13 protein-coding genes and 1 tRNA gene are annotated in these 12,686 nt (G+C 71.2%); 10 read left to right on the top strand and 4 right to left on the bottom strand.

Going from position 1 to position 12,686, the window contains the following annotated elements:
- Positions 1–80: 80 nt before the first annotated feature.
- On the bottom strand, positions 81–377 hold the full coding sequence (locus FHS22_RS01685) for a WhiB family transcriptional regulator (RefSeq protein ID WP_184937680.1): 297 nt from the start codon (positions 375–377) through the stop codon (positions 81–83).
- 299 nt (positions 378–676) lie between these two features.
- On the opposite strand from FHS22_RS01685, the gene FHS22_RS01680 reads away from it, so the two are divergent.
- Positions 677–2,890, top strand: coding sequence for a transglycosylase domain-containing protein (locus FHS22_RS01680; RefSeq protein ID WP_338047552.1), 2,214 nt, complete (start codon positions 677–679; stop codon positions 2,888–2,890).
- A 179-nt stretch (positions 2,891–3,069) separates the two neighbouring features.
- On the opposite strand, the gene FHS22_RS01675 is transcribed toward FHS22_RS01680, so the two are convergent.
- Positions 3,070–3,525 (bottom strand): GatB/YqeY domain-containing protein, encoded by a 456-nt coding sequence (locus FHS22_RS01675; RefSeq protein WP_184937676.1) that lies wholly within the window; start codon positions 3,523–3,525, stop codon positions 3,070–3,072.
- A gap of 90 nt (positions 3,526–3,615) precedes the next feature.
- On the opposite strand from FHS22_RS01675, the gene FHS22_RS01670 reads away from it, so the two are divergent.
- From FHS22_RS01670 to FHS22_RS01660, 3 genes are all read left to right on the top strand, one after another.
- A complete protein-coding gene (locus FHS22_RS01670; protein ID WP_184937674.1) occupies positions 3,616–4,551 on the top strand; it encodes a metallophosphoesterase in 936 nt (311 codons plus the stop codon).
- A gap of 32 nt (positions 4,552–4,583) precedes the next feature.
- Positions 4,584–4,657: transfer RNA gene (locus tag FHS22_RS01665), tRNA-Pro, on the top strand.
- A 209-nt stretch (positions 4,658–4,866) separates the two neighbouring features.
- The gene (locus tag FHS22_RS01660) at positions 4,867–5,667 is read left to right on the top strand and encodes a hypothetical protein (RefSeq protein ID WP_184937672.1); all 801 of its coding nucleotides are present in this window, start codon (positions 4,867–4,869) and stop codon (positions 5,665–5,667) included.
- Between the two features lie 213 nt (positions 5,668–5,880).
- Here the strand turns inward: FHS22_RS01660 and FHS22_RS01655 are convergent, their stop codons facing one another.
- Positions 5,881–7,050, bottom strand: a complete 1,170-nt coding sequence (locus FHS22_RS01655) for an MFS transporter (RefSeq protein WP_221473082.1) — start codon at positions 7,048–7,050, stop codon at positions 5,881–5,883.
- A gap of 256 nt (positions 7,051–7,306) precedes the next feature.
- On the opposite strand from FHS22_RS01655, the gene FHS22_RS01650 reads away from it, so the two are divergent.
- The 3 genes from FHS22_RS01650 to FHS22_RS01640 all read left to right on the top strand — a co-directional run bounded on the left by FHS22_RS01650 (position 7,307) and on the right by FHS22_RS01640 (position 9,543).
- Entirely contained in the window at positions 7,307–7,726 is a 420-nt protein-coding gene (locus tag FHS22_RS01650) for a YciI family protein (RefSeq protein ID WP_184937668.1), read from the top strand.
- A gap of 658 nt (positions 7,727–8,384) precedes the next feature.
- Complete coding sequence (locus FHS22_RS01645) at positions 8,385–8,762, top strand: hypothetical protein (RefSeq protein ID WP_184937666.1); 378 nt, start codon at positions 8,385–8,387, stop codon at positions 8,760–8,762.
- Positions 8,755–9,543, top strand: coding sequence for an aminoglycoside phosphotransferase family protein (locus FHS22_RS01640; RefSeq protein WP_184937664.1), 789 nt, complete (start codon positions 8,755–8,757; stop codon positions 9,541–9,543). Before FHS22_RS01645 ends, FHS22_RS01640 begins: the two co-directional genes overlap by 8 nt.
- 62 nt (positions 9,544–9,605) lie before the next feature.
- On the opposite strand, the gene FHS22_RS01635 is transcribed toward FHS22_RS01640, so the two are convergent.
- The gene (locus tag FHS22_RS01635) at positions 9,606–10,382 is read right to left on the bottom strand and encodes an alpha/beta fold hydrolase (protein ID WP_184937663.1); all 777 of its coding nucleotides are present in this window, start codon (positions 10,380–10,382) and stop codon (positions 9,606–9,608) included.
- A gap of 57 nt (positions 10,383–10,439) precedes the next feature.
- Here FHS22_RS01635 and FHS22_RS01630 point away from each other — a divergent pair, with 57 nt between their 5' ends.
- The 3 genes from FHS22_RS01630 (at position 10,440) to FHS22_RS01620 (ending at position 12,654) form a co-directional block, all read left to right on the top strand.
- Positions 10,440–10,913 (top strand): MarR family winged helix-turn-helix transcriptional regulator, encoded by a 474-nt coding sequence (locus FHS22_RS01630; protein ID WP_184937662.1) that lies wholly within the window; start codon positions 10,440–10,442, stop codon positions 10,911–10,913.
- A 181-nt stretch (positions 10,914–11,094) separates the two neighbouring features.
- Entirely contained in the window at positions 11,095–11,643 is a 549-nt protein-coding gene (locus tag FHS22_RS01625) for a dihydrofolate reductase family protein (protein ID WP_184937661.1), read from the top strand.
- Between the two features lie 108 nt (positions 11,644–11,751).
- Positions 11,752–12,654, top strand: a complete 903-nt coding sequence (locus FHS22_RS01620; protein ID WP_184937660.1) for a hypothetical protein — start codon at positions 11,752–11,754, stop codon at positions 12,652–12,654.
- Positions 12,655–12,686: the final 32 nt, after the last annotated feature.

The following is a 12,686-nucleotide window of genomic DNA, read 5'->3' as shown; positions in this document are numbered from 1 at the left end:
TACGGTGCGACCCGCGCGGTCCCGCTGTGCGCAGGACCGGCCGGTTCCCGGGGACGGGCGTCGCGGGGGAGCCTGCGGGCTCAGCCGGCGATCAGCTCGTTCGTCCGCTCGTACTCTTCCTTGGCGTACTCCAGGAGCTCCCGCCAGGAGTCGACGTCCGGCCGACGGCGGAGCAGGGCCCGGCGCTCACGCTCGGTCATCCCGCCCCACACCCCGAACTCGATGCGGTTGTCCAGCGCGTCGGCGAGGCACTCGGTCCGGACCGGGCACCCTCGACAGATCAGCTTCGCCCGGTTCTGGGCAGCGCCCTGAACGAACAGCGCGTCAGGATCCGCACCCTTGCAAGCCGCATTGGAGGTCCAATCCGTGATCCACATTCGACCCCACTCCCCTTAGGTGGTCAGTCGTGACTTGGGGGCCGACGGGCGCGGTCGTCGGGCCTGGTATTCAGTTGCCGCAGAAAGAGACCGTACGCAACCAGACGTTGGGGCGGACAGACCCCGGCGGGACCAATTTCTCGCATGGTCCTGGGCGGTCATGTGGCCGGGAATGACTAGTTACCTCTTCTCCGGGCAGGAGCAAGCCAAGCGCAAATAGTGCTCCGTTACCGTTCGGACCATCTACCCGACGTACTCTTGGACTCGTGCAAGCTCAAGGCAAAGATCAGAGATCGGCAGTGGGAAGCCTGCTGCGGCTGATCGCCGCGGCCGTCGCCGCGGGGGTGCTGGTCGCTGCCATCGCGCTGCCCGCGGTGGGCGGCGCGGGCATGACCGTGCAGTCCGCGACGGAGGAGCTGAACCTCCGGCCGGAGGAGCTCAAGGAGCCCCCCCTCCCCGAGAGGACCATCCTCCTCGACAAGGACGGCAAGCAGTTCGCCCAGTTCTACTTCGAGAACCGCGAGTCGGTGAGGCTCGACCAGATCGCCGACGTCATGAAGACCGCGATCGTCGCCATCGAGGACTTCCGGTTCTACGAGCACGGGGCGCTCGACGTGGAGGGCACCCTCCGCGCGGCCGCGAAGAACTTCTCCGGCGGCGGCGTCGTCCAGGGCGGCTCCTCGATCACGCAGCAGTACGTCAAGCTCGTGCTGTTCACCGCCGCCGAGAGCAAGGAGGAGCAGGAGGCCGCCATCGCGCCCACCTTCTCCCGCAAGCTCAACGAGCTGCGCTACGCGCTGGCCATCGAGGAGAAGTACACCAAGTCCGAGATCCTCGAGCGCTACCTCAACATCTCCTACTTCGGGGCGGGCGCCCACGGCATCCAGGCCGCGGCCAAGCGGTTCTTCGGCAAGCCCGCGTCCAAGCTGACCCTGTGGGAGGCCGCCACGCTGGCGGGAGCCGTGCAGAACCCCAGCCGGACCGACCCGAACACCGGCAAGGACGCCCGCCAGCGCCTGCTGGAGCGGCGCAACATCGTGCTCGACCGGATGGCCGAGCTCGGCAAGATCACGCCGCAGGAGGCCGCGGAGGCCAAGGCCAAGAAGCTCGGGTTCAAGGACGTCGCGGCCCGGGGCGGCTGCGAGGAGAGCAAGTACCCCTACTTCTGCCTCTACGCGCAGTACGAGATCCTCAACAACGAGGACTTCGGCAAGACCCCCGAGGCGCGCAAGAAGTTCCTCCAGCGCGGTGGCCTGACCGTCAAGACGACGCTCGACACGCAGGCGCAGGAGGCCTCGGAGAAGGCCATCGCGCGCTACGTCAAGACGAGCGACAAGCCGGTCGCCGCGCAGGCGATGGTGGTCCCCGGAACCGGCGCCATCAAGGCGATGGCCGCCAGCCGGAACTTCGGGCAGAACAAGAAGAAGAACGAGATGAGCTACAACCTCGCGGCCGACGTGGCGCACGGCGGCGGCGCGGGGTTCCAGGCAGGCTCCACGTTCAAGCCCTTCACCCTGCTCACCGCGCTCGACCAGGGGATGAAGCTGAACGACGGCTTCGCCACCGGCTCCGGGTACCGGGCGCCGAGCGAGAGCGCGTTCCGCGACTGCAAGGGCAACCGGGTCGGCGAGCCCTCCCACGAGGTGCGCAACTCCAGCGAGGGCGGCGGCGGTTTCAAGACCCTGACCACCGGCACCCTCGGCTCGGTGAACACCTTCTTCATGAAGCTCGAAGAAGAGGTCGGCCTCTGCGAGACCATCAAGATGGCCAAGAACCTCGGCATCAAGCGGGCCGACGGGCAGCCGCTGAAGGAGTTCGAGACCTTCACCCTCGGCATCAACGAGATGGACCCGGTGACGGTCGCCGCCGCCTACGCGACGATCGGCGCCCGCGGGACCTACTGCAAGCCGATGGCCATCACCGAGATCCGCGACCGGTACGGCAAGGCCACGCCGTACAAGCCGAAGTGCAAGCAGGTCCTGGACGAGGAGGTCGCCGACGCGGCCGCGCACATCATGTCCGACGTGTTCACCAAGGGCACGATGACCGAGGTCGGCGGCATCGGCCGCCCCGCCGCGGGCAAGACCGGCACCACCGACGCCTACACCGCGGCCTGGTTCGCCGGGTTCACCCCGGACCTGGCCTCCGCGGTCAGCCTCGGCGACCCGCGCGGCGCCTTCGAGCACGACCTGGTCGGCGTGACCATCGGCGGGCGCTACTACAGCTACGTGTACGGCGCGTCGATCTCCGGCCGGATCTGGAAGGACTCCATGCTCGGCGCGCTGAAGGGCGTCGAGGCGACCTCGTTCACCCCGGTGAACCAGGAGCGCTTCGGCGGCTGCTCGGCCGGCCGGTGCGCGCCCAAGCCCGTCAAGAAGCCCGACAGGGGCGGAGGCGACGACCAGGGCGGCGACGACGATGACGGCGGCTGGGGCGGCGACGATGACGGCGGCGGCGGAGACGAGCCGCCGCCGGACTGGGGCGAGAACGGCGGCTCCCCCATCATCCCCTGACGGTCCCCGGCGATCCGCCTGACGACGCGAGAGCCCTCCCCGCGGACGGGGAGGGCTCTCGCGTTTCCCGCGCTCCGAAGCCCTGCTCGGGCTGCAGAGAGGCGGCGGGCTCGGACGGGGGCGGACGGCCGTTCCCGGCGCCCGGACAGGCCGTCCAGCGCCCCGGGACCGCCCGGCTCTCAGGCGCTCAGGCGGGCCCGTACGGCCTGCGCCACCCGGCCGCCCTCGGCGCGCCCGGCGACCTTGGGGTTGAGGACCTTCATGACCTGGCCCATCGCCTGCGGGCCGGAGGCCCCGCTCTCGGCGATGGCCTCGTCCACGAGCACGCCGAGCTCGTCGTCGGAGAGCTGGGCCGGGAGGTACTCGTCCAGCACGGCCTGCTCGTCCACCTCGGCCTGCGCCTGCGCCGTACGCCCGGCGGCGCTGAAGGCCTCGGCCGCCTCGCGGCGCTTCTTGGCCTCCTTCGTCAGGACCTTGACGATCTCGTCGTCGGTCAGCTCGCGCGCCGTCCTGCCCGAGACCTCCTCGACGTTCACGGCCGCCAGGGCCATGCGGATCGTCCGGGTCCGGATCTCGTCCTTGCTCTTCATCGAGGCCGTGAGATCGGCCTTCAGCTTGTCCTTCAATGCGCTCATGCGGTCCATCTTGCCGTCTCACCAGCCCGCTTGTATCCCGGGTTTCCCTCGGCGGCCGGATATCCGGCGCGTCTCGGGCATGATGGAAAGGTGAGGAAAGCAGCCGCGGTACCCCTGTCCCTGCTCGGCGCCGGCCTGGCCGGTCTCGCCTACGCATCGGTCATCGAGCGCAACGCCTTCCGCCTGCGCCGCTTCGACGTGCCCGTGCTGGAGCCCGGCCAGCGTCCCGTGCGCATCCTGCAGCTCTCCGACCTGCACCTCACCCCCGGCAGGCGGCTGCTCATCAACTGGGTCCGCTCCCTGGGCGACCTCAAGCCCGACCTGGTGGTCAACACCGGCGACTCCATCGCCCACCCCGACGCGGTCCCGCCCCTCCTGCACGCGCTGGAGCCGCTGCTCGCCCGCCCGGGACTGTTCGTGTACGGCTCCAACGACCTGTACGCCCCCGTGCCCAAGAACCCCGCCCGCTACCTGTGGCGGACGTCCAAGGGCGACAGCCGCCGACACACCACCGGCCTCCCCTGGGAGGAGCTCGGCGCCGGCATGGCCGCCGCCGGATGGCTGGACATGAACAACACCACCGCCCGCATCAAGGTCGGCGACCTCGACGTGGCCGTCGGCGGCATCCACGACTCCCACATCGACCGCGACCGCTACGACCTGATCGCCGGTCCCGCCCCCGAGGACGCCGACCTCCGCCTGGGCGTGATGCACTCCCCCGAGCCCCGCAACATGACGCTGTTCGCCGCCGACGGCTACCAGCTCCTGCTCGCCGGGCACACCCACGGCGGCCAGGTGTGCATCCCGTTCTACGGCGCGCTGGTCACCAACTGCGGCATCGACCGGGCCCGGGTCAAGGGCCTGAGCCGCCACGACTCCGCCTATCTCCACGTCTCCGCCGGCCTCGGCACCAGCCCCTACGCCCCGGTGCGTTTCGCCTGTTTCCCCGAGGCGTCGCTGCTGACTCTGGTACCCCGCCGCCGGGGTGACGCCCAGGGTGACACAAGCACCCACGAAGTCCGCTAGACTTTCCCAAGCACGAGCAAGACGGCGTGCACCGGGGTGTGGCGCAGCTTGGTAGCGCGCTTCGTTCGGGACGAAGAGGTCGCAGGTTCAAATCCTGTCACCCCGACGCAGTTTTCCCGAGTTCAGGGCCTGGTTCTCGAAGACCGAGAACCGGGCCCTCGATCGTTTGCCGTCAAGGTTGAACGGGACTTCCCGGCCTCTGATGGCCCCCGATGGCACTCTGCGGAATTTCGGAGGGCGGCTCCGGGCCGGTTGTTCAACCCGTGAGCCGTGGTGTGACCCGTCTCCCATCTGACTCCCCGTTCCGCCGTGGTGGTGAGCTCACCCAGAAGCGTTCCACAGCGACCGCAGTGGCCGGAGTCCGGCTCCTCCCCTGGTGATCTCTGGTGGGCCGCCTACGAGCTGTTCTCGTGGCGGGCGGTGGGGCCGGAGCGGCACGGTTCCTTCGCCGAGCTGATGTACGGCCTGCACGCCGGTTTCCACGCTCTGGACCGCCCGCAGAGCCAGACTCGGTGCGAGCAGGACACCAAGATCGAGCATGCCCGGCTGGCGAGCCCGGCCGGTGAGATCGACGGGCCGCTGGCGGCGCTGAAGGAGTCCGTGCGCTTCGGCCGTGACCGCGCCCGGATCCTGCTGTTCCAGCTACAGGCCATGCTGGGCGCCCGCGACGCGAGCCGCCAGATCGAGTTCATGCTGCTGCGCGGCCACGAGCCCTCGTGGACCCCGGACACCGCCCTGCTGTCGGCCGAGATCCTGCCCGTTCTGTTCGCCGAGCACCAGCGCACCGACCACTGCTTCACCGGCTCCGTCTTCGCCGGTCTGGCGGAGCGGGGATCCGACCCGGTCCGGCGACTGGTCGCCGACTACCGGGCACGGGAGGCCGAGCCCGGATTCCAGGTCCGGTTCGGCAACCCGGAGTTCGACACCGCGGTGCGTGCCGCCCTCGCCGACCGCGCCGGAGACGACGCCTGGCCGCTCCTGCGCGGCGCCCTGTCGGAGTGGCGTCCGATGAGCGACGACCACCTCGCGCCGGTCTCCCTGCTGGCCGACCCCCGGACCGCCCGGCTGATCACCCCGGAGCGGGGACGCGAGATCCTCGCCATGAGGCGCGGCTGACCGCTCTGACCAGGCGATCGGTCTCCTCCTGCACCGCCTCGCACAGGCCGTCACGGCCTTCGCGGCGACGCTGACCGGCGGCCCCGGCCCGGCGGCCGAGCAGGCCTGGGTCGACGCGTACCTGCGCTCGGAGCTCGCTCTCGATCTCCGCTGACCGCCGGAGAGGCCGCCGCGGGGAGGTTCCCGCGCCGCGGTCACGCCCCATCGGGCGCCTCAGTCGTCGTGGGCGATGTGCACGAGCTGGCGCCACAGCAGCACCACGAAGACCGCGGAGCCGGCGAAGGCGAACCAGAACGGCGCGGCGACGCCGAAGCGGGTGGCCAGGACGCCTCCGATCAGTGAGCCGACCACCAGACCGGCGTAGACGCAGATGGTGTTGACGCTGCCCACCCTGCCCTGCAGGTCGCGCGGGACCGCGCGCTGGCGGACGGCGACCGAGGTCGTGCCCCAGATGAACGCGTGCGCGCCGAAGGCCAGGAAGATGCCCCCGGCGACCCACGGCGAATGGGTCAGGGCCAGGCCCAGGTGGGTGAAGGTCTCGATGATGAGCCCGATCCGCATCAGGCCGCCGAGGCTCACCCTGCGGGTGATGGCTCCGTACAGGCCGGTGCCGATCAGGCCGCCGATCCCGCCGACGGTGGTCATCAGGCCGAAGCCGATGGCGCCGAGGCCGAGCTGCTCCTGGGTGTAGAGGATGAGGACCGACCAGGCCGCGCCGAAGGTGAAGTTGAAGATCAGGATCGTGAGCACCAGCGTGCGGACCGCCGCGTGCCGGACGGTCCAGCGGAACCCGGCGATGAGCTCCCGTACGGTGTCGGGCTTGGGGGTGTCGGCCTGCCGGCCGTGCGGCGGCAGCGTGATCCGCCGGACCATGGTGATCGCCGCCAGCACCAGGAGCAGCTGACCGGCGAACGGCCAGGTGAAGCCCAGGCCGAACAGTGCCGCGCCGATCGGCGCCCCGGCGAGCTGGTTGAGCGTGATGAACCCCGTGCCCAGGCGGGCGTTGGCGATGACGAGATCGTCCCTGTCGACCATCATGGGCGTCAGCGTGGCCGTGGCGTTGTCGGCGAACACCTCGGCGACGGCCCTGAGCGCGAGCGCCGCCAGCGCCGTCGCCACGGTCACCGTGCCGGTCACCGTGAGCGCGACGAGCACCGCCAGCACCACGGCCCGCACGGCGTTGGCGACGAGCACGATCCTGCGCCGGTCGTGCCGGTCCGACAACACGCCCGCGTGCAGGCCGAACAGCAGCGGCGGCGCCCACCCCACCAGCGCCGACAACGAGATCATCAGCGGGTCGCGGGTCAACGTCGCGACCAGCAGCGGGCCCGCGGCCGCCGCGATGCCGTCACCGAGATTCGTCAGCCAGCTCGACGCGAGCAACCATCGGAATCCTGTCCCCAGCCGGGCAGGCAGGACCCTCTCCACCACTGCGATCACGAGCGCAAAACCATACGTTTCCGGAGAGATCCATCGCAACGCGTTTTCACGCCCCGTACGGCGCGCCGTACGCCGCCTGAGCCCGTCGGGAAAAAGATCCCCGGAAAAATCCGCGGTCGTGTCGATCCGCGGCGCCGCCCGTTCGACCTATGCGTGAGAAAGGCCCGCAGGGCCCGGACGAGTCAGGGAGACAGAGACCATGAAGTACATGCTGATCTGGCGCGCGACCGACGAGGCCTTCACCGCGATGGGCGACGTCGACTTCACCGAGATGCTCGCGACCGTCGGCCGGTACAACGAGGAGCTGATCCGGGCCGGCGTGCTGCTCGCCGCCGAAGGCCTCGCCGACGCCGCCGAGGGCGTGGTCGTCGACTACTCCTGCGAGCCGCCCGTGGTCACCGACGGCCCGTACGGCGAGACCAAGGAGCTGTTCGGCGGCTTCTACATCCTCAACGTCGCCTCCAGGGAGGAGGCCGTGGAGTGGGCCAGGCGCTCGCCGATCACCGGTCCGGGCTTCAAGACCGAGATCCGCCGGGTCACCACGATCGACGAGTTCCCGCAGGACAACGAGTGGATCAAGAAGGAGCGGGCGTGGCGCGAGGCCACCGGCCAGCTCTGATCGGACCGGCGGAGGACGTCGTCCGCCCCGGGCGGTCCCTCTCCGCGGGTCACCGCACCCGAGGGAGCAGGCGGAGGCCACCGCGCCGAGGTCCGCCCGGCGGGGGCTCGCCGGCGGCCGGAGCCGGGGCGGTCCCCTGCGGGAGGCTCATCCTCTCCGCGAAATCACGGAGAACGGAGGAGAGCACGTCCCGCGCGCAATCCCGATCCACCGGATCGGGGATCGCGGCCAGCACGGACCGGACCCAGTCGACATGAGCGGTCAGCCGCTCCGCCGAGTCGGCGGCGGCCATCGCACGTCCCCGGTGATATGCGTTGCGCCGCTCATGCTTCGGCGCGCCCCGTCCCTCCTGGACCATGGAGGGAAACATACCTACCGCGGCACCCCGGTGGAGGCGTTTTCGAAACCGCCCCCGCGGGGGGGAGCGAGCGCTCTCCTCCTCGGCCCCGTCACGTGAGACCGCGTGCGGACCGCTCATTTGACGGCCGTGCGTGTCCGTGTACGGTCGACATGGCTCTCCTGCCGGCTGTCCGGTCCGCGGCAGGCGCTGCGGATCGGAGACCCCGGCGTCGAGACCCGGCGCCCGCCGGGAGAGGCCGACGGACCCGGACGGCGCCTTCGGGCATCACGCCGGCGAACCGTTCAGCGAGGAGGACGTGTGGCAGTGGCACGGGTGCTGGTGGTCGGTCTCGATCCCGCCAGGCTCCAGGGCTGGGACCCGGAGCCGCTCCAGGCGGCGATCACGCGCGGCCGGGCCCGGTTCGACGACCACGGCATCGAGGCCGACTGGTGCCTGGTGGCACTCGACGAGGACCCCGAAGGAACGATCGCGCAGGCGCTGACCCGCGAAGACTACGCCTGCGTGGTGATCGGGGGCGGCATCCGCAAGCACGAGCCGCTGCTCGAACTCTTCGAGAGGGTGGTCAACCTGGTCAGGCGGCACGCGCCCGACGCGGCCATCGCCTTCAACAGCGGCCCCGAGGACTGCGCCGACGCGGCTCTGCGCTGGCTGCGCCGCCCCGGCCCGGATGGCTGACGTCGGCGGGGTGGCGGACGAGGAAGTGATGCAGGAAGGCGCCCACCGCCGGATCGTCCGCATCGGCGACACCGTCCGCAGGCCCGTCCAGCCCTGGACGCCCGCCGTCCACGCGCTGCTGCGCCATCTGGAGCGGGCCGGGTTCCCCTACGCGCCGCGGCCCCTGGGCATCGACGACCAGGGCCGCGAGGTCCTCACCCACATCGAGGGCGAGGCCGGACCGGCGGGCTGGGCCAAGGTCGTGGACGAGCGCGGCCTGGCCGCCTTCGCCCGGCTGCTGCGCGACTACCACGACGCCTGCGCCGGCTTCTCGCCCGAGCCGGGAGCGGTCTGGTCGGCCGAACCCGCCGGTCCGGCGGAGGACGCGGTCGTGTGCCACGGGGACTTCGGCCCCTGGAACGTCGTCTGGCGGGGCACGCGGCCGGTGGGGATCATCGACTGGGACTTCGCCCGCCCGGCGCCGCGCATGCATGATGTGGCCTACGCGCTGGAGTACACGGTCCCCTTCCGCGGCGACGCCGAGTGCCTGCGGTGGCTGCGCCATCCGGTGCCGCCCGACCGGCGCCGCCGGATGGAGGTCTTCTGCGCCTCCTACGGGCTGGACTCCGCCGAGGACATGGTCGAGGCCGTCATCGACCGCCAGCGCGACACCGCAGACCTGGTGCGCCGTCTCGCGGAGCAGGGCCACGAGCCGCAGGCCACGTGGGCCGCGAGCGGATTCCTGACCGAGTTGGAGGGCCGGATCGCCTGGAGCCGGGCGCACCCGCACCTGTTCGAGTGAGCGTCCGGGCGGCTCTTCGATGACGCGGGCCGGTGCGCGAACGGGCGCTGCCGGTGGCATGGTCACAGTGTGCGCAGGAAGCCTCCGAGGATCTCGTTGAAGACGTCCGGGCGCTCCATGCTGGGGTAGTGGGCGGTCCCGTCGACCGAGGCGGTGCGGCCGTCGGCGACGGTGCGGGCGAGGCGTTCGGCCATGCCGATGTGGTCGGGCGAGTCGAGAGTGCCGTTGACCGCCAGCACGGGGACGCCGATATCGGCGATGCGCTCCCAGGTCCCGCGCACCGGGACGAGCCGGTCGGGTTCGCCGGCGGTGTGCTTGGACATGGTGTCCCTCGCCATCCGGCGCAGTCGGCTCACGACCTCGGGGCCGAGGTCGTCGAGGGTGCGGTGCGGGCCCGCGGCGAAGAGCATGAACCCCTCGATCGAGGCGTCGAGGTCGCCCGCGGCCATCGCCGCGTGCCACGCGGCCAGGGACCGGACGGTCCAGGGGTCGGTGAAGTACGGCTCGCTGGTCCCGGCGCCGCTGACCACCACGGCGCCGACCAGTTCCGGGTGCTCCAGCGCGGTGTCGACCGCGGTGCCCGCTCCCATGGACACTCCCACCAGGGTCGCGGGGCCGGTGTCCAGGTGGCGCAGGAGCGCGGCGAGGTCGTCGGTGAGCCGGTACGGCTCGGTGGCGTTGGCGGAGCGGCCGTGGCCGCGGGCGTCGGGGGCGATGACGCGGTACCGCGAGGCGAGGACGGGAATCTGGTCGTCCCACATGCCGTGGTCCGTGAAGCCGCCGTGCAGCAGGACGAGGGGGCGGCCGGTGCCGATGTCACGCCAGAACAGACCATTCATGACAACCAAGGTGTCATAAATGGCCGAAGATGACAACTTCGGTGTCATCATGATGGAGTGAAAGAGACGGACGACGGCCCGGAGCCCGGGGAACTGGCCGACCGGCTGACCGAGGTGTTCGACCTGGTGGGGCCGCTGTACCGGCGTGCCCAGCGCAAGGTGGAGCAGGACGCGCCCATCGAGGGGCTGTCCGTGGGGGTCCGGGCCGTGCTCAACCTGCTCCGCGAGCACGGACCCATGACCGTCCCCCAGATGGGGCGGGCCCAGGCGTTGAGCCGCCAGTTCGTCCAGCGCATGACCAACGACGCGGCCGCGCGGGGCCTGGTCGAGTTCGCCCCCAATCCGGCGCACCGGAGGTCCTCGCTCATCCGGCTGACAGCGGAGGGCCGGGCCGCCATCACCGCCGTGATCGACCGCGAGCACGCGGTGCTGCGCCAGATCGACGGCGACCTGACCGACGCCGAGGTCACCGCCTGCATCCGCGTCCTCTCGCGCCTCCTGCGGCTCCTCGACGACGTCGACGTGGACTGAGCCGGACCGCCGGGGACCGGCTCAGGCTCCATCGCCGGCCGGTCGGCACGCCCGGACCGGGAGGGGGTCGTCGCTCCGTGTGACGGTCTCCGGAAAATTTAATCAAGAATCTTGACGGTCACTAATCATGACTATATCGTCTGTACCAGTTGATCGTCACCGGCCCCGGAAGGACCCCGAGATGCGCAGGATCATCGCCTCCGTGTACAGCACCCTCGACGGCTTCATCGACAACCCGCACCTGTGGTCCCTGCAGCACAACAGCGAGGACGCGATGGCCTACGCCTTCGCCATGACCACCGGCTGCGACGCGCTGCTGCTGGGCCGCGTCACCTACGAGGGCATGGCGCAGGCCTGGCCGAACATGGGCGGCAACCCCTACGCCGACCACGTCAACGCCATGACCAAGTACGTCGTCGCCTCCCGGCCGGTCGACACCGGCGCCTGGAATCCCACCGTCGCCATCCCCGGGGACGACCTGGCCGCCCAGGTCGCCGAGCTCAAGGAGAAGGACGGCGAGGACATCCTGATCTGGGGCAGCGGCCGGCTCACCGACGACCTGGCCAGGCACGGCCTGCTGGACGAGTACCGCGTCTGGATCTACCCCGTCCTGAAGGGCGAGGGCGAGCCGCTGTTCCGCCCCGCCAGCGCCACCCCGATCGAACCGGCCGGCAGCACCGCCTTCGACTCCGGCGTCGTCGTCCTCACCTACCGGCCGGTCAGCGGCTGAACACCGCCCGGCCGTTTCCTGAACCGCTCCGGCCGGACGAGCCCGACCACGCCACGAGGACGACCGGAACATGAGGGTGCCCGCGGGAGAAGTCGTAGTCTGGCGGTCATGAGCGCGGGCAACGCCCACTACGTCGTCGTCGACCGCGGAGGGCACCGGGTCTGGTCGCGGCACGGCGGCGCCGCCACCTTCCACCGCGACCTGCTCCGGGGTCCGGAAGGCGCCCTCGCCTTCATCCGCCGGCAGCAGGGCGGCCACGCGGCCTTCTGGATGAACTCCGTGTGGTGGCGGGCCGTGGCCCTGCTCGACCTGCGCGAGCGGCGGCTCCTCGTCCACACCGAGCGCGAGATCGCCGGATACCGCCGCACCGGCCTGCGGGAGGTCCGCGCCTGGCTCAGGATCCTGGCCGCCCTGTGGCCCGGCTGGGCGGTGACATGGGTGCCGCGCGGCCTGTACCAGATCATGGAGTATCTCGGCCTGCCGTACGACACCGTGCTCTACCTGGACGAACCGCCGTCGCCGCTGGCGGGCCGGTGGGCTCAGGCCCCCACCGAGGAGGACGACCCGGCCCAGGTCGCCTCCGCTCTCATCGCCGTCCGCGACGGAAACGACCGCCTGTCCTTCCGAGGCTGCTGGGCGAGCGGACTGGCCGAGCCGCTGCTGGCCGGGCCCGCCGAGCTCGCATCCGAGCAGGAGGAGGCCACCGGGTTCGCGGTCCTGGAGTCGGTCCCCTGGAACGGGGCCTTCCTGGACGTCCCCGGCCGCCGCCTGGACTGGTGGGCGCTGGACTGCCTCCTCGACCCGGCGTGGGCGGCGCACCTCTGGCGTGGCTGGACGCTGACCGACCACGGAGACGCCTTCGAGGAGGTCGCCGCCCTCATCGGACCCGAACTGCTGCTGGACGCGGGCACGGACGACGACACCCTGCGGCGGGTCGCGGACTGGTTCGCCCGCGGCACCGCCGACCCCCGCGACCGCGAGCGCCTGCTCCGGATCCCCCTGACCGGCTGAGCGGACCCGCGGAGCGGCCCGCGCGCTTTAGC

Source organism: Thiemannella venezuelensis (genome assembly GCF_014203605.1).
Classification (GTDB): domain Bacteria; phylum Actinomycetota; class Actinomycetes; order Streptosporangiales; family Streptosporangiaceae; genus Planomonospora_A; species Planomonospora_A venezuelensis.
This window is presented reverse-complemented; position numbering and strand designations above follow the sequence as displayed.